Source organism: Rhizobium sp. 01N424 (assembly GCF_056399485.1).
Window position 1 is genome coordinate 864,780 of record NZ_JBFTRK010000002.1, and the last position, 19,058, is coordinate 883,837.

The window sequence follows — 19,058 nt, forward strand, 5'->3', positions numbered from 1 at the left end:
TTTTCTAAAACTCCGGGGCGTATTTCAAAAACGGAGTGCGAATACACATCCGGGAGATGCATTATTCTTGACTTATATTAGGGTCGGCATCGGCCGCATACCGGCGAGCCCTCAGTGGCCACAACCATGGCGCCTACGACTAAACTCCTACACGGGCCATTTCATCTTTCATTTTAGGGAACCCTCGTTTACACAAATTACAACGAGGAGAACTTGCCGCAAAGGCAATACGGGGAGAAGAGATGGCGGCTCTGTTGAGTGTCAGCCGGCTGATCGATCGATTCAGCCAAGTCATTGGCAAGATTGCAGACTACATGGTGCTCTTCTGCTGCCTGATCAGCGCAGGCAATGCCATCGTCCGCTACACGTTCAATTACAGCTCGAATGGCTGGCTGGAGATCCAATGGTATCTCTTCGGCTATGTCGTCGTGCTCGGCGCCGCCCACACGCTGCGGAACAATGAGCATGTGCGCGTCGACCTGATCTACGGCTCGGTCTCGGATCGCGCGCGGCTCTGGATCGATATCATCGGCCTCATCGTCTTCCTGATCCCGGCCTGCATCTTCCTCGCCATTCTCTGCTGGCCCTATTTCATGCATTCCTTCCAACAGGGCGAAGTCTCCGCCAACGCGGGCGGCCTGATCCGCTGGCCGGTGAAGTTCATGCTGTTTGCCGGTTTCACGCTTCTCAGCCTTCAGGGCATTTCGGAGCTGATCAAGAGGATCGCGGCACTCGCCGGCAGTATCCAGATCGACACGAAATACGAGAAGCCGCTGCAGTAAGACATCCGGGGGAGAAAGCACGTGTTCGATTACGGTATCATTCCGCCCGCCATGTTCGTCGGCATGATCATTTTCATGCTTTATGGCTTTCCGGTCGCCTTCTCGCTGGCCGCTGTCGGCCTGTTTTTCGGCATCATCGGCATTATTACCGGCCATTTCAGCGAAGTGTTCCTGCAGGCTTTGCCGTTGCGCTTCTTCGGCATCGTCTCCAATGACCTGCTGCTTGCCATCCCGTTCTTCACGCTGATGGGCGCCGTGCTCGAGCGATGCGGGCTGGCGGAAGACCTGCTTGAAGGTACCGGCAAGCTGTTCGGCGCCATCCCGGGCGGTCTTGCCTATGCCGTCATTCTGGTCGGCGCCGTGCTTGGCGCCATCACCGGCACGGTCGCGGCTTCCGTCATCACCATGGGCGTCATCTCGCTGCCGATCATGCTGCGCTACGGCTACAACCCGCGGCTTGCGACCGGCGTCATCGCCGCATCGGGAACGATCACCCAGGTCATTCCGCCTTCACTGGTTCTCGTCGTCCTCGCCGACCAGCTCGGCCGCTCCGTCGGCGACATGTATCTCGGCGCCATTGGCCCCTCGATCCTGCAGGTGGCGATCTTCGTCGGCTACATTCTGATCCTGTCGATCATCAATCCGAAATCGATGCCGCCGCTGCCGAAGGAAGTGCGCGGCGACTTTGACTGGAAGCTGCTGGCCACCGTTCTCTGGGGCATGATCCCGTCGATCGTGCTGATCTTCCTGGTGCTCGGCACCATCTTCATGGGCCTCGCGACACCGACCGAAGCAGGCGCTCTCGGCGTCGTCGGCGCCATCGCGCTTGCCGCCCTGCACCGCCGCCTCACCTGGCCGCTGATCCGCGAAGCCATGACCTCGACCATGCACATCACCTCGATGGTGGTGATGATCCTGATCGGCTCGACATGCTTCAGCCTCGTCTTTCAGGGCATGGACGGCTCGCGCTGGATCGAGCACATGCTTTCGGGCATCCCGGGCGGTCCTGTCGGCTTCCTTATCTTCGTCAACATCTTCATCTTCATCCTCGCCTTCTTCCTCGATTTCTTCGAGATCGCCTTCATCGTCATCCCGATGCTGGCGCCGGTGGCCCACAGCCTCGGGATCGACCTGATCTGGTTCGGCGTCTTGATCTGCGTCAACATGCAGACGAGCTTCATGCACCCGCCGTTCGGCTTCGCGCTGTTCTATCTGCGCTCGATCGCCAGCAGGGACGTGAAGACCAAGGACATCTACATGGGCGCGATCCCTTGGGTCGGCATGCAGCTGATCCTGGTGGCGATCATCATCTTTTGGCCGCAGTCCGTCACCTACTGGCTGGACAAGGGTCCGCAGGTCGATCCGAACACCATCAAGATCGAAGTGCCCGGCTTCGGCGGCCAGCTCGGCCTGCCGCCGATGGGCGCTCCCGGTGGCGCATCGCCGCAGATCCCGGGCCTCACCCTGCCACCGCTCGGCACGCCCGGCCAACCACCAGCGGCTCCTGCCCCGGCAGGACCGGCGCAGCCCGACCTCAGCCAGCCGCCGGTCATCAAGTAAGCAAACAAAAAGCCCCGGACTTGCATCCGGGGCTTACTTTACTCGACGTCGAGGCCTGAAAGCTCAGAGCTTACCGGCCCGCTGCTGGATCATCATGAACGTGTCGAAGGTGTATTCCGAGAGCTGCATCCACAGATAGGCATCACGCTTGAACGCGGCCTGATCCTCATAGATCTTCTTGAAATACTGGTTCTTCGACGACAGGTCCTTGTAGAGGTCCATCGACGCCTGGAAGCAGGCTTCCATGATTTCCTGGCTGAACGGACGCAGCGTCGCGCCTTCGGCGACGAGCTGTTTCAGCGAGCCCGGGTTCTTCATGTCGTACTTCGCCATCATGTTGGTGTTGGCGTAAGCGCAGGCATCGGTCAGCGCTGCCTGATAGTGCTTCGGCAGGCTGTTCCACTTTTCGAGGTTGAAGAAGGCGTGGACCGTCGGGCCACCTTCCCACCAACCCGGATAGTAGTAGTATTTCGCCACCTTGTGCAGGCCGAGCTTCAGATCGTCATAGGGGCCGACGAATTCAGCCGCATCGATCGTGCCCTTTTCCAGGGCCGGATAGATGTCGCCGCCGCCGATCTGCTGCGGGATGACGCCAACCTTCGACATCACCTGACCGGCAATGCCGGCGATACGCATCTTGATACCCTTGAGGTCATCGAGCGTGTTGATTTCCTTGCGGAACCAGCCGCCCATCTGGGCGCCGGTATTGCCGGCGGGCAGCGCGTAGATGCCCTGCGTCGCGTAGAACTCGTTCATCAGCGTGTTGCCGTTGCCTTCGTAATACCAGGCATTGGTCAGGCGGCCGTTGAGACCGAAGGGGATCGCCGTGCCGATGGCGTAGGTCGGATCCTTGCCGACGAAATAATAGGAGCAAGTGTGCGCCGCTTCGACCGTTCCGGAGCTGACGGCATCAGCCGCTTCGAGCGCCGGGACGATTTCGGCCGCGGCAAAAGTCTGGATCTGGAAGTTGCCATCCGTCGCAGCGGCAACATGCTCGGCGACATCATCGGCGCCGCCGAAGATCGTATCCAGGCTCTTCGGAAACGAAGACGTCATGCGCCAGGAGATTTTCGGATTTTCCTGCGCGATCGCCGGTGCTGCCAATGCGCCAGCCGCGACGGCGCCTGCCCCGGTAGCACCCGCCTTCTTGATAAATGAACGACGATCCATCAAAAACCTCCCGTATAGATGGCAATGCGCGGCTAAACTCTTCCCTACCCGTCGCAATGGCGCCGAGCTAAGCATGCAGCCGTTCGCGTTTCAAGCTTTAGTCTATGAGACTTTGGCATCACGGCAGCAATGCGGCGCGACCGGCCTTTCCATCAAAATCAGCAGTTTAACCTGTTCTTCGCGGCCGATATCGGCCACTGCCCCAATTTGGCCAGCCATTGCGCCAAGAAGTTGACTTTGAAGCCGATCTCGGCTCTCAAATAGGCATCACCAAGAGATTTTCCGGACAGACCATGACCAAGCCGATCGTTGCCGTTCCCGCCGACATCCGAACTCTCGATGGCGCCGTCTGGCACGCCGCCCAGCATCAATATGTCCGAGCAGCACTCAATGCGGCCGGCGTCATGTCGCTGATCGTTCCGGCCTTCGAGAAGGGCTATGATATCGACGCAGTGCTCGACCGTGTCGATGGTGTGCTGGTTTCCGGCTCGGCGAGCAACGTTCACCCCTCCCTCTATGGCGCCGAGGCGAAAGACAGCGATGGTCCGTTCGACCCGGCGCGCGATGCCACCAGCCTGCCGCTGATCCGCCGCGCCATCGACCGCGGCATCCCGCTGCTGGCCATCTGCCGCGGCATCCAGGAACTGAACGTCGCGCTCGGCGGCTCTCTCGCCAGCGAGATCCAGGAACAGCCAGGCATCTGGGATCACCGCAAGCCAGACGGCGTTGATCGCGACGGCATGTATGCGATCCGCCAGAGCGTCTTCGTCAAGGAGGGTTCCTGCATTGCAGGGATCATCGGTTCCGGCGAGGTTCAGGTGAACTCGCTGCACCGCCAGGCGATCGCCAAGACGGCGCCGCGGCTGCAGGTCGAGGCATTGGCCGAAGATGGCACGGTCGAAGCCGTCTCCGTCATCGATGCCAAGGCCTTTGCCGTCGGCGTTCAGTGGCATCCGGAATATTGGGCCGAAACCGACAAGCCCTCGAACCAGATCTTCGAGGCTTTCGGTGATGCGGTGCGCAGCTATGTCGCCGCGCGGACCGCCTCGAAGGCGATCGCCTAGGATTTGACGGGCGTTTCCGGCACCGGCGTCAGCGGTTTGCCCTGCTGGAACCAACTGATCAGATTATCGGCCACCAAATCGGCCATGGCGTTGCGCGTCGGCACCGAGCCGGAGGCCAGATGCGGCAGCAGCACGGTGTTCGGCAGCGCGATCAGTCCGGCGGGCACATTCGGCTCGTCATAGAAGACGTCGAGACCGGCTGCGCCGATCGTGCCGCTCTTCAGCGCCGAAATCAGCGCGTCCTCATCCACACTCCAGCCGCGGCCGACATTGATGAAGATCCCGTCCGGCCCAAGCGCTGAAAGGATGTCGGCATCAATGATCTTGTGCGTCGAAGGCGTTTTCGGAACGATGGCGATCAGCGTATCGACGGCAACCGCCAGCTCCCTCAGCGACGGGTAATAATCATAGGCGACGTCGGGGTTGCGCGTGCGTGTATGGTAGCTGATCTTGACCTTGAACGGCTCCAGCCGCGCGGCAATCTCCTGGCCAATGCGGCCAAGGCCGAACATCCCGACATGCCGGCCTTTCAGCGAAAAGCGCGATAGCGGATAGTTCACGCCGGGCTTCCAGTTGCCGTCCCGCAGCCAGTTTTCGGCGCGCGGAAATTCACGGGCGGTGTTGAGAAGCAGCGCCAGCGCCGTATCGGCAACTTCGTCGTTCAGCACGTCGGGCGTGTTGGTCACGACGATATTCTTCGACGCCGCATGCTTCACATCGACGCCATCATAGCCGACGCCAAAGCTAGAGATCACCTCGACCGCAGGCAGCCGGTCGATATCTTCAGCCTTGATCAAACCCGATACCGCCACGCCGCGAATGCGCGCCGCCGTCTCCGCATCGATCGCGAGCGTGCCATGCGCATCGCGTTCAGCGGTGATCAGCTCGAAATGCTCCTGCAGCCTGGCAGGAACGCGTTCGTGTATCTTCCCGGGAACGAGAATGGCGATGCGGGACATGGCTTTTCCTCTTGATTACGTGCGGGGTCTGTAGGGGCTGGTCGACTGGCGAATCCGCATCTCCGGCTTGATGAGATGGATGCCATCGGGTTCGTGACTACCGGCAAGACGGTCAAGCAGCGCGCGCGCCGCAAGCCGGCCGACTTCGGCCTGGCCGTTCCAGACGGTGGTCAGCGCCGGTGTTGCAATCGATGCTTCCTCGAGGTCGTCATAGCCGGTCACCGAAATGTCGCCGCCGGGGACGAGGCCGGCGCGGGCGATGCCGTTCATCAGGCCGATGGCGACGAGGTCGTTCCAGCAGACGGCCGCTGTCGGCTTCTGAGGCAGCGACAGGAAGTGGACGGCGGCTTCGAAGCCACCCTGCTTCGAACGCGGGCCCGGAATGCGCAGGTTCGGATCGACCTCGATGCCTGCCTTGCGCAGCGCATTGACATAGCCCTGGTAGCGGTCCCGGCCGGTCGAGGTCTGGTCAGTGCCGCCGATCATCGCGATCGAGCGATGGCCGAGGCCGATCAGATGGTTGGTGGCAAGCGAGATGCCGTAGCTGTCGTCGCCGCGATAGGTCGGCAGATCCATCACGTCCATCGAGCGGGCGACGAGGATCGCCGGCATGCCGTTATCTTCGGTCAGTTGCAGGTCTTCGGGCGGCGTGCCGATCGCCGGCGACATGATGACGCCATCGCCGCCGAGCTGCAGCAGCGTCTCAATGAAGGTGCGCTGCTTCTCGACCGAGTCATAGTGATTGGAAAGAATGAAGGTGTGGCGGCTGCGGTCGAGCTCGCTCTCGATCGCCTTCAGGATTTCCCCGTAGAACGGGTTCATGATGTCGTGGACGACGACGCCGATGATGCCCGATCGCGAGGTGCGAAGGCTGGCGGCGCGGCGGTTGTAGATATAGCCGAGCGCTCGCGCCTGTTCCTTGATCTTGTCCCGGGTACTGCCCGCAACGAGCGGGCTGTCGCGTAAGGCGAGAGAGACGGTTGCCGTTGAAATACCGAGTGTTTCGGCAATCGTCGAAAGCTTGATCTTCTGAGCCACGCATCCTCCCCAGGCAACGCGCTAGATATGGAGCGCTTGTGCGAACGGGTAAGCGCGCTCCTTAAAATATTTAATTAAAAGATTAAACGCGGGGAGGCAAACCTAAATTTCAATGGATCTCAGTTTTCGTCCGGCTCTTCGAAATGCGCGGCTTCGGCCTGCAGATTGTTGTCGATCGCCTTCAGCAGCCGTACGAGATTGCGGATCTCCTTGTCGGAAAAGGCCTGTGTCGCCATCCCATCGCAACGCGATGCGGCGGTCTCGATCGACTGGACGCTGCCGCGGCCGAGCTCCGTCAGATAGACCTTGGTCAGACGCGCGTCCTCCGCATCCGGCTTGCGCTCGACGAAACCCTGCGCCTCCATGCGTCCGATCGTCCGCGTCATCGTCGGCGCCTTGACGCCGAGGCGCTGGGCGAGCCCGCCGGCGGTCATGCCATCCGTTTCCGAAAGCGAAAGAATGACGCCGTCCTGCCCGGCATAGAGACCGCTCTCCAGCAGATTGCGGGACAGCACGGTGCGCATCGAACGCGCCGCCTGTGTCAGGGCGGGCGAGAGATCGGCAAGCGTATATTCGGTCTGGTCCTTCTTCTTGGACTTGTTTTTCTTACCGTCTTTGTGCTTCTTGCCCATCGCCATCCCTTTGATCTTCTGCATTATGACATTGCGCAGCTTCACGTCATAAACAAGGGGCATTGAAACCGCATGACAGTCCCCTCTCTAAACTTCGCGGAAAACGATCCGTCGCTCACGCCTGACGAAAGAAAGGGCTGGATTGCCGTGTTGCCGCTCGGCGCCCATGAGCAGCACGGCCCGCATCTGCCTTTCGACACTGATACCTTGATCGCCGAAGGCATTGTCGAGCGCCTGAAAGCGGCGCTGCCGGCGGGCTTGCCCGTGACCTTTCTTCCGGCTGAGCCGATCGGCTATTCGATCGAGCATATGGATGTCGAGGGCACGAAGACGCTGACCTATGGCGAGGCTATCCATCGCTGGCTGGGCATATCGGGGATGCTGCATGATCTCGGCATCCGCAAGCTGGTTCTGCTGAATGCTCATGGCGGCAACTCGCCGCTGACGGCAATCGTTTCGACTGAGGCCCGCATCCATTTCAACATGCTCGCGGTGGCAACCAGCTGGACACGCTTCGGCGTGCCCGAGGGCGTGATTGCGCCGGAGGCGAAGGCGATCGACATTCATGGCGGCGATATCGAGACATCGGTGATGCTGGCTCTGCACCCAGGCAAGGTGAAGATGCAGAAAGCGGCGGATTTCCCGTCGCGGCAAAGCGAATTCGCAGAACGCTTCAAGCATCTGCGCGCCTATGGTCCGCACGCTTTCGGCTGGAAGATGTCCGATCTCAGCGCGAAAGGCGTGGCGGGCAATGCTTCTGCCGCGACGGCAGAAAAAGGCGATGCACTGGTCGCCCACGCCGTTAAAGGCCTGATCGAGCTGCTGCAGGATATCGATGCCTTCGACGCATCCGAACTTGGCTGAGGCGCAGCAGCGGCAGAATGTGATCTTATAACATTATAAAATCCTTTGAACTGCCGCTCCCAACTCCTTATATGAAACCGACCGTTTTTAGCCCCTGCGGCCGCACGCCCATTTCTTCGAGGTTCTCATGACCGACGCAATCTCCACCCAGCAGAAGCCCATTCCCGTTACCGTGCTCACCGGTTATCTTGGTGCCGGCAAGACGACACTGCTGAACCGCATCCTGTCCGAAAATCACGGCAAGAAATATGCTGTCATCGTCAACGAATTCGGCGAGATCGGTATCGACAATGACCTGATCGTCGAATCCGACGAAGAGATCTACGAGATGAACAACGGCTGTGTCTGCTGCACGGTGCGCGGTGACCTGATCCGCGTCGTCGAAGGCCTGATGCGCCGTCCCGGCCGCTTCGACGGCATCATCGTCGAAACGACGGGCCTTGCTGATCCGGTTCCCGTCGCCCAGACCTTCTTCATGGATGACGACGTCCGCGCCAAGACCGAGCTCGATGCCGTGGTCGCCCTCGTCGATGCCAAGCATCTGCCGCTGCGCCTGAAGGACAGCCGCGAAGCAGAAGACCAGATTGCTTTCGCCGACGTCGTGCTCATCAACAAGACCGACCTCGTGACCGCCGAAGAACTGGCGCAGATCGAGGATATCGTTCGCGCCATCAACCCGTCGGCCCGCGTCTACAAGACCAACCGCTCCGGCGTCGATCTCGCCCGCGTGCTCAATCAGGGCGCCTTCAATCTCGAGCGTGCGCTGGAAAACGACCCGCATTTCCTCGAGCATGGCCATGACGACCACGTCTGCGGCCCGGACTGCGATCACGATCACCATCACCACGCGCATGGTCATGACCATGACCACGATCATCACCATCATGATCATGATCACGGGCACGACCATCATCACCATGGCGCCGTATCGCCGATCCATGATGTGACGGTGCAGTCGGTGTCGCTGCGCGGCGGCGAAATGATTGCCGAGCGCTTCTTCCCGTGGATCCAGAAGATCACGCAGACGCAGGGTCCGAATATCCTGCGCTTGAAGGGTATCATCGCCTTCAAGGACGATGCCGAGCGCTATGTCGTTCAGGGCGTCCATATGATCGTCGAAGGCGATCACCAGCGTCCGTGGAAGGACGGCGAGAAGCACGAGACCCGTCTCGTCTTCATCGGTCGCGAACTCGACCGCGAAAAGCTCGAAGCCTCCTTCAAGGCATGCGAGGCCGCGGCCTGATGCCAACAGTTGCTCCGCTTGATCTCGACGGCCACATCCTGGCCGTCGAATTTTTAGGTGACACCCCCTTCTTCGCCAATGCCAATGGCACGTTCCACCGGCTGGATGGCGCCGAGAAGGTTTCCGAAGCCCACCAGGGCATGCTCACCTGCATCCGCGACCCCTATAGCGAAAGCCTGATTTCAGGCGGCGAAGACGGCAAGGTACTGCGCATCGGCGCCGATGCTTCCGTGACCGAGATCGCCAGCGCGCCGCGCAAGTGGATCTCGCAGCTCGCCGCCGGCCCGCAGGGCGCCATCGCCTATTCCTATGGCAAGAGTGCCTTCGTGCGTCTCGCCAATGGCGAGACCAAGGAATTCACCGAAGAACGCACCGTCGAAGGCCTGGCCTTCGCGCCGAAAGGCCTGCGCATTGCCGCTGCCCGCTATAACGGCGTGTCGCTGCACTGGGTTTCGACGACAGCCAAGCCTGTCGATCTGGAATGGAAGGGCGCCCACACAGGCGTCACCTTCTCGCCCGATGGCAACTTCCTCGTCACCTCGATGCAGGAAAACGCCCTGCACGGCTGGAAGCTGGATATCAAGCCCGGCACCGAGGCCCGCCACATGCGCATGACCGGCTATCCGGCCAAGGTGAAGTCGCTATCCTGGTCCGCCAAGGGCAAGTGGCTTGCCTCGTCAGGTGCTCCCGCTGCCATCGTCTGGCCCTTCCAGGGCAAGGACGGCCCGATGGGGAAATCGCCGCTGGAGCTCGGCACGCGCGCCAACATCATGGCGACTGCGGTCAAGTTTCACCCGGCCGAGGATATCCTGGCGATCGGCTTCATCGACGGCATGATCTTGGCCGTTCGCCTCGCCGACAACAAGGAAGCCCTGATCCGCCGCCCCGGCAAGGGCGCGATCACCGCCATGAGCTGGAGCAAGAACGGCAAGCTGCTGGCCTTCGCATCCGAAGCCGGCGATTGCGGCGTGGTCGATATCTCGGCCTGAGTTAATGGCGGCGTCAGCCGCCTTCAACGACGTCTTCGCCGTCTCGATGATGTCCGCCAGCAGGTCATGCAGCGCGTCACGATAGCCGTTACGCGCTGAAGGGCCGCTTTCCGCCGAGGTCATGGCGACCGTCAGGTTTAGCGATGGAACGATGTAGAGCATCTGCCCGCCATAGCCCCAGGCAAAATGGACCGTCTCCCCACCGATCTGCCGCTCGAACCAGCCATAGCCGTAGCCATCCCCGGAGAAGCGCGAATTGGTGCGGTTCTGCCACGACTGGGCAATCCACTCCGCGGGTACGACCTGCACACCGCCGCCCGTCTTGCCGCCATTGCGGTACAGCTCGCCGAAGGCCAGCAGCGATCGGGCACTCATCGCCATCTGATTGCCGCCGAGATAGATGCCCTGCGGATCCCGCTCCCATGCGCCGATGCGGAAACCTTGAACAGGCTCCAGCCACTCACGCGCCAGGGCCAAAGTGGACTTGCCGCCGACTTTCGTGAGGATTGCCGAGAGCAGGTGCGTCGATGCCGTTGAATAGAGCATCTGGCCGCCCGGCTCGTCATCGAAAGGCTGGGCCAGCGCGAAGCGAACCCAGTTGCGGCTGGAGACCCAGCGCCCATAGTTCGGCCCCGACATCCGCCCAAGTCCTGCCTGCATCGAGAGCAGATTGCCGATGGTGATGTCATTGAGCCTGGGATCGGGGTTATCAGGGAGATCGGCGTTGAGGATCGGCGCGATCTTCTGATCCGGCCCTTCCAGCAGGCCCTTCGAGATGGCGATCCCGACCAGAGCCGAGATGATCGACTTCGAAGCCGATTTGATATTCGCGGATTCGGAGGTCGTGTGGCCACGATAGCCCTGCTCGGCAACGATCTCGCCATTTCTGGCAATCACGACCGTCTTCAACGGCACCAGTTCCTGCCTGTTACCGAGACTATCGAGCAACCCCGCCAGCGGCTTGTCTTCCGCGAAAGCGGCAAGCGGTATGGCGATGACAATGAGGGCGGCGGCGATAATTCTGAGCATGCCCTTCACCTAGGGCCATCAGCGTAGAAAATCACCACCAAGCCGAACCGCCTCACGCGGACGTGAAACGTTATCAAGCCTCTTGCCCCCAGTATGTCCCGCGCGACATAGTCCCGGCCGGATGGATGGAGGAGAAGTTCATGGCACGCGTCGTCGTTATCGGAGCAACGGGTCACGTCGGCACCTATCTGGTGCCGCGGCTAGTGGAGGCGGGCCACGAGGTCATCGCGGTCAGCCGCGGCACTTCAGAGCCCTATTTGCCCCACGCGGCCTGGAAGAGCGTCGAGACCAGGCAGATGGACCGCGCCGCACTTGAGCGCGACGGCAGCTTTGGCCGGGCAATCCGCGCCCTGAAGGCGGATATCGTCATCGACAAGATCTGTTTCACCCTTGATAGCGCCCGCGAACTCGGCGAAGCGCTGAATGGCCATATCGGCCACCTGCTGCACACCGGCACGATCTGGACGCATGGCCATTCGCTTGCCGTGCCGACACGCGAAGACGCGCCGAAAGCTCCCTTCGGCGAATACGGCATCCAGAAGAAGGCGATCGAAGACTATCTGTTGGAAGCCGCGAAGCTCCGCGGTCTACCGGTGACGCTCATCCATCCCGGCCATATCGTCGGCCGCGGCTGGGCGCCACTTAATCCGGCCGGGCATTTCAACCTCGCAGCCTTCCAGACCATCGCCCGCGGCGAGCAGCTGACGCTCGCCAATTTCGGCCTGGAAACGGTGCACCATGTTCACGCCGATGACATCGCGGCACTCTTCATGGCGGCGATCGGCAATTGGCGCGCTTCGACCGGCGAGGCTTTCCATGCCGTTTCCGAACAGGCGCTGACACTGCGCGGCTATGCCGAAGCGATGTATCGCTGGTTCGGCCATGAGCCGAACCTGGCCTACAAACCGTATGATGCGTGGAAGGCAGATGAGACGCCCGAGGATGCCAAGGCGACATGGGAACATATCGCCCGCAGCCCGAACTGCTCGATGGCAAAGGCCCGGCATACTCTGGATTTCCGGCCGCGCTACAGCTCGCTTGAAGCCGTCCAGGAGTCAGTCGGTTGGCTGATCGACAAGGGCAAGATCAAGGGCTGAAACAAAAGAAGCCCTCTCCTTTCGGGAGAGAGGCTTGTTACCGGTCAGGCCGCCTTCCGGACCGACGCGCTCGTCAGCATGCGCCCCGTGGGAACGATCATGCCGGCTGCGCCGTCAAGCCAGCCTTCGACGAGTTCAAGCGCCAGAAAGCGCGAACGTTCGAACGGGCCGGGCATGACGAGATGGCGGGCGCCCTCGGCAAAGAAGCCGAAGCGCTCGTAATAGGCCGCATCGCCGACCAGCAGGATCGCGCCGTGCTGACGGTTCTTGGCTTCGAGAATTGCAGCGCGCATCAGCGCCGCACCAATGCCCTTGCCTTCATAGGCGGCATCGACGGCGAGCGGGCCGAGCAGCAGCGCATTGATCGGCGTGCCTTCGCTGTTGACGCCGGCTTCGACATTCCAGAGACGGACAGTGCCGATGACATGGCCGTCGCCATCGCGGGCGACCAAAGCCAGACCTTCGGCCGGAATACGGCCGCGGCGGATCTTTTCCGACGACTTCTTGCGGCGGTTCGGACCCATGGCGCGGTCGAGCAAATTCTCGCGGGCTACGACATCCGAGGGATTTTCGGCGTCGATGGTGAAAACAGAGGGCGCAAAGAATGCGCGGACAGAATCAAGAACAGCGGCCATCGTGGCCTCCCGTACCCAATACCGTAGTTAGCGGCGATGAAAAGGAATTGTGAGTTTGCCGCCCCGGCTGGCTACGGGGCGAGCTAGATCAGATAATATAGGCTTTCAGCGGCTCGAAGCCGTTGAACGCGACCGCCGAGTAGGTCGTCGTGTAGGCGCCGGTGCCTTCGATCAGGATCTCGTCGCCGATCGAAAGAGTGAGCGGCAGCGGGTAGAGATTCTTTTCGTACAGCACGTCAGCGGAATCGCAGGTCGGGCCGGCGATCACGCAAGGCTCCATCTCGTCGCCGTCGCGCTCGGTGCGGATCGGGTAGCGAATGGCTTCGTCCATCGTTTCGGCCAGGCCGCCGAACTTGCCGATGTCGAGGAACACCCAGCGGGCAGCGTCGTTGTCCGACTTCTTCGAGATCAGCACGACTTCCGTCTTGATGACGCCGGCATTGCCGACCATGCCGCGGCCAGGCTCGATGATCGTCTTCGGCAGGTTGTTGCCGAAGTGGTCACGAAGGCTCTGGTAGATCGCACGGCCATAGGCTTCCGCCGTCGGAACGTCACGCAGGTACTTGGTCGGGAAGCCGCCGCCCATGTTGACCATCTGCAGGTGGATACCCTGCTTGGCCAGCTGAACGAAGACGCGCTTGGCATCGGCAAGAGCCGAATCCCAGGCATCGACCTTGGTCATCTGCGAGCCGACGTGGAACGAAACGCCATAGGATTCGAGACCGAGCTGGTGAGCGTAGACGAGAACGTCGACAGCCATCTGCGGAACGCAGCCGAACTTGCGCGACAGCGGCCATTCGGCGCCTTCGCCATCGGTCAGAACGCGGCAGAATACGCGGGCGCCAGGAGCGGCACGCGAGATCTTCTCGACTTCCTCGTGGCTGTCGACGGCGAAGAGGCTGACGCCGAGCGCATGCGCGCGGGCAACGTCGCGTTCCTTCTTGATCGTGTTGCCGTAGGAAATGCGGGCAGCGGTCGCACCGGCATTCAGCGCCATTTCGATTTCGGCGACGGACGCGCAATCGAAGTTGGAGCCCATGTCGGCGAGCAGCTTAAGGACTTCAGGAGCCGGGTTTGCCTTGACGGCGTAGTAGATGGCGCTGTCCGGCATGGCGTGGCGGAAAGCGGAGAAGTTGTCACGCACGACATCGAGGTCGACCACGAGGCAGGGACCGTCGGGACGTCGGGTTGCGAGAAAGTCGCGGATGCGCTGAGTGGTCATGTCAATCCCTTTTCAATTCCAGAGCTCCGGTAAAAACCGGAGGACAAAGGGCATACGGGAACTCGCATTGGAACCAGCCGGTGGAGACCCCGGAACCATAGCAAGCGCTCGATGCGCAAATGATGAATCGACGCCGCATGCGCGACATGGATTCGGCTTTGTCTGCCATGGATTGGAGGGGGTTCCCTACCGCACTTCCGGCAATGAAGGTGTGCCTCTTCAGTAACCCCCGCTGATGGAAAGCAGGGAGAGAACAAAAAGGCCCGCACCGTCGTTGCTTCAGGCGTCCTCGCATTTTCCGGTTGGCCGGAATAGCGACTGGAGGGGTTAATTCCAGGTACCTTACCGATTTCCTCACCAATTCGAGGGTTCGGCGGACACCCATGGGCACGTGCGACTTTGGGCTGAGGACGAGATAAGAATATTCGTCGTCATAATCAAGAATTTTTTTGACCCCTGCCGCAAAAAATCAAAGCCGCGAAAAATGCGCCGAATTGCGTGCCGAGGCGTCACGCGTTACACTTATCCTTGGAAAAATCGGAGGAAGTGCCAATGTCGGCCGCCGCAGAGCGCATGAAGGCGATGAGAGAGCGGCGGAAGGCCAACCACCTTCGCGAAGTGCGCATCGTTGCGCTCGATGCCCGCTCTCCCGAAGTGAGAAGGCGTATTGCAAAGCAGGTCGCCGCTCTTAACAAGGATGATGAGCGGGAAGTTCTGGAGTGGATTGAGGCAGCTGCCGACCTCCGTGGTTGGACATGGCCGGAATGAAACGTGGCGACATCGTCACGATCGCGATATCCGGCGATTATGGAAAGCCTAGGCCCGCGGTCGTTGTGCAAACCAACGCCATTTCCCAGGAACATGCCTCTGTCGTCGTCTGTCCGATCAGTTCAACAATCGTGGAATCTGATTTTCGGCCGATTCTGGATGCGGCCGAGGGAACGGGTTTGCGAATTCGTTCTCAGATCATGACCGACAAGATTATCGGCGTGCCGCGAGAGAAAGTCGGAAAGATCGTCGGACACATGACCGAAACCGAGCTGCGCCAGCTTGATGCCGCGCTTGCATTCCTTCTCGGTCTCGTAGATTGACCTTATAGAACTTGGATAAAAAGACACATGGACACGCTCACCCGCATACGTGCCTTCATCGATGTCGTCGAAGCCGAAGGCTTTTCCGCCGCCGCGCGCCGGACTGGCCGCTCCAAGGCGCTGCTTTCCAAATATGTCCGGGAACTGGAAGACGAGCTCGGCGCGCTGCTGCTAAACCGCACCACCCGCCAGTTCTCGATGACCGAGGCCGGCCATACCTACTACCGGACAGCGTCCGACATCCTGAAGGAGATCGACAATCTCGCCGATCTCGTCCGCGAGAACAATGCACAGCTGAAGGGCCGCCTGAAAATCTCGGTTCCACGCACTTTCGTCGATGCCGATGTCGGCCAGTGCCTCATCGATTTCGCCAAGGAAAATCCGGATCTGCAGCTGGAGATCGCCGCCGACGACCGCTTCGTCGATCTGATCGAGGAGGGCTTCGATCTGGCGATCCGCGTCACCAAGCTCGAAGACTCCGGCATGATCGCCCGCAAGATTTCGGATTTCCGCGTCCATATCTGCGCGACGCCGGAATTTCTGGAGCGCTATCCTGATATCGAGCATCCGTCCGATCTCGCCAATGTACCCTTCATCGTCGATCGGAATTCACGCACGCAGGCGAGCATCCACTTCTACAATCCGGACAGCACGACATTTACCGTCGCCGTCTCCGGACCAATGGAGGTGAACAGCCCGCATGCGACATTACGCGCAGCGCTGTCAGGCCTCGGCATCGCGCTGATCCCTGATTTCATCGCCCGCAAGCCGATCGAGGACGGTCGTCTGGTGACGCTGTTCAACGACTATATCCCCACCGATCGCGGCATTTACGCCGTCTATCCGCACCGGCGCTATCTCCCGGCCAAGGTCCGCATCTTCGTCGATTACCTGCACGGCTGGTTCAAGAAGCATAGCTGAACGGCGGCTGATTCACTTTGCCACCTTGAGACCGGTCCCAATTCCGTCCCATTGTCAGGCAAGAAAACTGCAACCGATTTGGGCAGAGCGATAAGCCGACGCATGAAAAAATCCACGCTTCCGATCGCCGGCCTGCTGGCACTCGCGCCCGTCGCAGCCATGGCGCATCCGCACATCTTCGTGGAGGCCCGGCTCGAGGTGGTCGCAGCACCGGATGGCACGATCCAGGAGCTGAGAAACATCTGGCGCTTCGACGAGGTCTTCTCATCGTCCGTCGTCATGGATTTCGACAAGAACACCGACCTGAAGCTTGAGCCGAACGAGCTTGCCGAAGTCGGCAAGACGGTGCGGGAGTCGCTGGCCGACTACGACTACTACATGAACATGACCGTCGATGGGAAAAACGTCACGGTCGAGAAGCCCGACATCATCCATGTCGATTACAAGGAGGGCCAGCTGCTGATGTTCTTTGCAGTCAAGCCTTCGCAGCCGATGCCGCTGAAAAGCAAGTTGACCTTCGGCGTCTACGATCCAACGCTCTACACTTCGATCGACTTTCCGTCCGACAACGAACTCGTACTGGTCGGCGATGGCTTCAAGGGGTGCAAGCACGATGTTCTGCGCCCCGACCCCGACCAGGTCATTTCAGAAAACAAGCAATCCCTGACCGACGCCTTCTTCAACGATCCGACCGGCACAAACATGTCGAAACTCTTTGCCACCAGGCTTGAGATCTCATGCTGAAACGATCCATCCCGTTCCTGCTGCCTGCGGCGGCCTTGATGATGGCCGTGGCCGTCAGCGCCGCGCACGCGCAGTCTCCACTCGGGATTGGAACCGCAGAGCCGAGCTTCCAGCCTATCGGCGGCCCGCTTGCACCTCTTCTTGCCTATGTAAACTATGAACAGCAGGCCTTCTACCGAGCACTGACCGGCGCCCTGAAGGCGATGCGTCAGGATCCCTGGCAGTTGACATCGCTGATCGGCCTGTCCTTTTCCTATGGCGTCTTTCACGCCGCCGGCCCCGGTCACGGCAAAGCGGTCATCTCGTCATACATGATCGCCAATGAGGTCGAGCTTCGCCGCGGCGTCGTGATCTCCTTCATCTCGGCCTTCATCCAGGGCATCGTCGCCGTCGTGCTCGTCGGCGGAGCGTGGCTGGTGTTGCGCGGCAGCGGGATCACGCTGACTCAGGCAACGCATGCCATGGAGATCGCCAGCTTCGTCATGGTGATTGCCTTCGGCGGCTGGCTTCTCTTCCGCAAGCTACGCTCGATGATCTCAGGCATGCCGAAACGCGAAGTCGTGGCGACGCCGGAAGGGCCGGTCAGCATGATGCTCGACTGGAAAGATAACGAGACGGAAAAGAACGCCTACGCATTCGGCGAGACCCAGGCTCGCAGCGCCGGCCATAATTTCATATCGGGCATGGCCTGCGAAACCTGTGGCCAGTCGCATATGCCGGATCCGTCATTGCTTGGCTCCGATACGTTCAGTATCCGCGAAGCCTGGTCGGCGATCATCGCCGTCGGACTGCGTCCCTGCTCCGGCGCGTTGCTGGTCATGACTTTTTCGCTGCTGAACGGGCTTTATCTCGGCGGCGTGCTTTCCGTGCTCGCCATGTCCTTCGGCACGGCGATCACCGTCGCGATCCTCGCAACGCTTGCCGTGACAGCCAAGGGTGCTGCCGTTCGCATCGCGGGTCGGGGCTCGGTGACATCTGTCTGGATCGGCAATGCGATCGAGATTCTCGGTGCCATACTCGTCATCTGCTTCGGCGCCCTGCTTCTCGGCGCCTCCCTGCAGGGCTGACGCTCAGCGGCTCTTGTTTCGCTGATAGCGGGCGCGCAGCCAGAAGATCGCGAAGAAACCAAGCAGCAGGACCGCACCGACCGCAAAGGCGAGGGGCGGCGAATACTGGCCAATCCACAAAACCAGGGTCGGCAGGAAATAGATGACCAGCCCTGCAACCAGGAGAATGACGGCTGCGGCAATGGCCTGCGAACGGCTTTCCGGGCTCATGCCAGCCATTCCTTTTCCAGATCGGCGCGAATGTCCTGCAGCTTGCGCTTCTGGTCTCCGTTTCCATCGAAATTATCTGGCGACAGCCATGCCTTGAAGGCATCGTCGAGCAGCGGCCACTCGCTGTCGATCATCGAGAACCAGGCGGTATCTCGGTTGCGGCGCTTCGAGATCATGTGCTGACGGAAGACGCCTTCGAAGGTGAAGCCATAGCGGGCCGCGGTCGTCTTGCTCGGCTCGTTGTTGTTGTCGCACTTCCATTCGTAGCGGCGATAGCCGAGGTCCTCGAAAACATGCTTGGCCATCAGGTAATGCGCTTCGGTGGACAGCGGTGAACGCTTCATCCCCGCGCCATGAGCCACGCCGCCGATTTCGACAACGCCATTCGCGGGATCGGCGCGCATGTAATTCGCCATCCCGACGATCTCGCCCGTCGCGTTGTCACGGAAGATATGCGTCAGCCAGCCGCCCTTCTTGGCGTTGTCGAGCCACGTACCGAAATCCTCGATACCGCCGAAATCGTCCTGTGCGAAATAGAGAAGCAGCGGATTGATGCCCATGCCGCCAAGACCGTCCCACAAGGCCTGCAGATGCTGTTCGCGCACGAACGGCTCAACCGTCACGTAGCGGCCCTTCAGCGTCACATAGCCGGGGGCGGAAACCTTGTAGGTGGAAAGATCGCGCATGGTCACTCCTCTGGTGGAAGAGTGGATAGGCCAGCCGCCCCGGAAAGGCAACCGG

Annotated in this window: 20 protein-coding genes and 1 pseudogene; 12 read left to right on the forward strand and 9 right to left on the reverse strand. The window is 60.7% G+C overall.

What is annotated here, in order from left to right:
* Positions 1-242: 242 nt before the first annotated feature.
* Together AC1DNK_RS09925 and AC1DNK_RS09930 are read left to right on the forward strand one after the other, a co-directional pair.
* Positions 243-782, forward strand: coding sequence for a TRAP transporter small permease subunit (locus AC1DNK_RS09925; RefSeq protein ID WP_477940734.1), 540 nt, complete (start codon positions 243-245; stop codon positions 780-782).
* Between the two features lie 21 nt (positions 783-803).
* Positions 804-2,342, forward strand: a complete 1,539-nt coding sequence (locus AC1DNK_RS09930; protein ID WP_477940736.1) for a TRAP transporter large permease — start codon at positions 804-806, stop codon at positions 2,340-2,342.
* A gap of 63 nt (positions 2,343-2,405) precedes the next feature.
* On the opposite strand, the gene AC1DNK_RS09935 is transcribed toward AC1DNK_RS09930, so the two are convergent.
* A complete protein-coding gene (locus AC1DNK_RS09935; RefSeq protein ID WP_477940738.1) occupies positions 2,406-3,512 on the reverse strand; it encodes a TRAP transporter substrate-binding protein in 1,107 nt (368 codons plus the stop codon).
* 293 nt (positions 3,513-3,805) lie between these two features.
* Here AC1DNK_RS09935 and AC1DNK_RS09940 point away from each other — a divergent pair, with 293 nt between their 5' ends.
* On the forward strand, positions 3,806-4,576 hold the full coding sequence (locus tag AC1DNK_RS09940) for a gamma-glutamyl-gamma-aminobutyrate hydrolase family protein (protein WP_477940739.1): 771 nt from the start codon (positions 3,806-3,808) through the stop codon (positions 4,574-4,576).
* On the opposite strand, the gene AC1DNK_RS09945 is transcribed toward AC1DNK_RS09940, so the two are convergent.
* The 3 genes from AC1DNK_RS09945 to AC1DNK_RS09955 all read right to left on the reverse strand — a co-directional run bounded on the left by AC1DNK_RS09945 (position 4,573) and on the right by AC1DNK_RS09955 (position 7,205).
* A complete protein-coding gene (locus tag AC1DNK_RS09945; protein WP_477940740.1) occupies positions 4,573-5,535 on the reverse strand; it encodes a 2-hydroxyacid dehydrogenase in 963 nt (320 codons plus the stop codon). The genes AC1DNK_RS09940 and AC1DNK_RS09945 overlap by 4 nt on opposite strands.
* Positions 5,536-5,550: 15 nt before the next feature.
* A complete protein-coding gene (locus AC1DNK_RS09950; RefSeq protein WP_112385593.1) occupies positions 5,551-6,573 on the reverse strand; it encodes a LacI family DNA-binding transcriptional regulator in 1,023 nt (340 codons plus the stop codon).
* Between the two features lie 119 nt (positions 6,574-6,692).
* Positions 6,693-7,205: a MarR family winged helix-turn-helix transcriptional regulator gene (locus AC1DNK_RS09955; protein ID WP_310297528.1), complete on the reverse strand. Its 513-nt coding sequence runs from the start codon at positions 7,203-7,205 to the stop codon at positions 6,693-6,695.
* A gap of 72 nt (positions 7,206-7,277) precedes the next feature.
* Here AC1DNK_RS09955 and AC1DNK_RS09960 point away from each other — a divergent pair, with 72 nt between their 5' ends.
* The 3 genes from AC1DNK_RS09960 (at position 7,278) to AC1DNK_RS09970 (ending at position 10,301) form a co-directional block, all read left to right on the forward strand.
* Positions 7,278-8,069, forward strand: coding sequence for a creatininase family protein (locus AC1DNK_RS09960; RefSeq protein WP_477940741.1), 792 nt, complete (start codon positions 7,278-7,280; stop codon positions 8,067-8,069).
* A 127-nt stretch (positions 8,070-8,196) separates the two neighbouring features.
* Positions 8,197-9,312 carry a CobW family GTP-binding protein gene (locus tag AC1DNK_RS09965; RefSeq protein ID WP_477940742.1) on the forward strand — a complete coding sequence of 372 codons (1,116 nt, stop codon included), beginning with the start codon at positions 8,197-8,199 and terminating at the stop codon, positions 9,310-9,312.
* Entirely contained in the window at positions 9,312-10,301 is a 990-nt protein-coding gene (locus tag AC1DNK_RS09970; RefSeq protein ID WP_477940744.1) for a WD40 repeat domain-containing protein, read from the forward strand. The genes AC1DNK_RS09965 and AC1DNK_RS09970 overlap by 1 nt, the downstream gene beginning before the upstream one ends.
* A 33-nt stretch (positions 10,302-10,334) precedes the next feature.
* Here AC1DNK_RS09970 and AC1DNK_RS09975 read toward each other — a convergent pair.
* Positions 10,335-11,330, reverse strand: a pseudogene (locus AC1DNK_RS09975) (serine hydrolase domain-containing protein); the annotation flags it as partial.
* Positions 11,331-11,470: 140 nt separating this feature from the next.
* Between AC1DNK_RS09975 and AC1DNK_RS09980 the strand changes: the two are divergent.
* Complete coding sequence (locus tag AC1DNK_RS09980; protein WP_477940745.1) at positions 11,471-12,427, forward strand: NAD-dependent epimerase/dehydratase family protein; 957 nt, start codon at positions 11,471-11,473, stop codon at positions 12,425-12,427.
* A gap of 44 nt (positions 12,428-12,471) precedes the next feature.
* On the opposite strand, the gene AC1DNK_RS09985 is transcribed toward AC1DNK_RS09980, so the two are convergent.
* Positions 12,472-13,062 carry a GNAT family N-acetyltransferase gene (locus AC1DNK_RS09985; RefSeq protein WP_477940746.1) on the reverse strand — a complete coding sequence of 197 codons (591 nt, stop codon included), beginning with the start codon at positions 13,060-13,062 and terminating at the stop codon, positions 12,472-12,474.
* Between the two features lie 88 nt (positions 13,063-13,150).
* A complete protein-coding gene (gene odc2, locus AC1DNK_RS09990) occupies positions 13,151-14,284 on the reverse strand; it encodes an ornithine/lysine decarboxylase (RefSeq protein ID WP_112385599.1) in 1,134 nt (377 codons plus the stop codon).
* A gap of 552 nt (positions 14,285-14,836) precedes the next feature.
* Here odc2 and AC1DNK_RS09995 point away from each other — a divergent pair.
* From AC1DNK_RS09995 to AC1DNK_RS10015, 5 genes are all read left to right on the forward strand, one after another.
* Positions 14,837-15,052 (forward strand): antitoxin MazE-like protein, encoded by a 216-nt coding sequence (locus tag AC1DNK_RS09995; RefSeq protein ID WP_310296888.1) that lies wholly within the window; start codon positions 14,837-14,839, stop codon positions 15,050-15,052.
* A complete protein-coding gene (locus AC1DNK_RS10000) occupies positions 15,049-15,375 on the forward strand; it encodes a type II toxin-antitoxin system PemK/MazF family toxin (RefSeq protein ID WP_477940748.1) in 327 nt (108 codons plus the stop codon). Before AC1DNK_RS09995 ends, AC1DNK_RS10000 begins: the two co-directional genes overlap by 4 nt.
* A gap of 27 nt (positions 15,376-15,402) precedes the next feature.
* Entirely contained in the window at positions 15,403-16,296 is an 894-nt protein-coding gene (locus AC1DNK_RS10005; RefSeq protein ID WP_112385600.1) for a LysR family transcriptional regulator, read from the forward strand.
* Positions 16,297-16,398: 102 nt separating this feature from the next.
* On the forward strand, positions 16,399-17,040 hold the full coding sequence (locus tag AC1DNK_RS10010; RefSeq protein ID WP_477940750.1) for a DUF1007 family protein: 642 nt from the start codon (positions 16,399-16,401) through the stop codon (positions 17,038-17,040).
* Positions 17,034-18,107, forward strand: coding sequence for a nickel/cobalt transporter (locus AC1DNK_RS10015; protein WP_477940752.1), 1,074 nt, complete (start codon positions 17,034-17,036; stop codon positions 18,105-18,107). The genes AC1DNK_RS10010 and AC1DNK_RS10015 overlap by 7 nt, the downstream gene beginning before the upstream one ends.
* 3 nt (positions 18,108-18,110) lie before the next feature.
* Here the strand turns inward: AC1DNK_RS10015 and AC1DNK_RS10020 are convergent, their stop codons facing one another.
* The gene (locus AC1DNK_RS10020; RefSeq protein WP_477940936.1) at positions 18,111-18,317 is read right to left on the reverse strand and encodes a hypothetical protein; all 207 of its coding nucleotides are present in this window, start codon (positions 18,315-18,317) and stop codon (positions 18,111-18,113) included.
* Positions 18,314-19,003, reverse strand: coding sequence for a GNAT family N-acetyltransferase (locus AC1DNK_RS10025; RefSeq protein ID WP_477940754.1), 690 nt, complete (start codon positions 19,001-19,003; stop codon positions 18,314-18,316). Before AC1DNK_RS10025 ends, AC1DNK_RS10020 begins: the two co-directional genes overlap by 4 nt.
* Between the last annotated feature and the right edge of the window lie 55 nt (positions 19,004-19,058).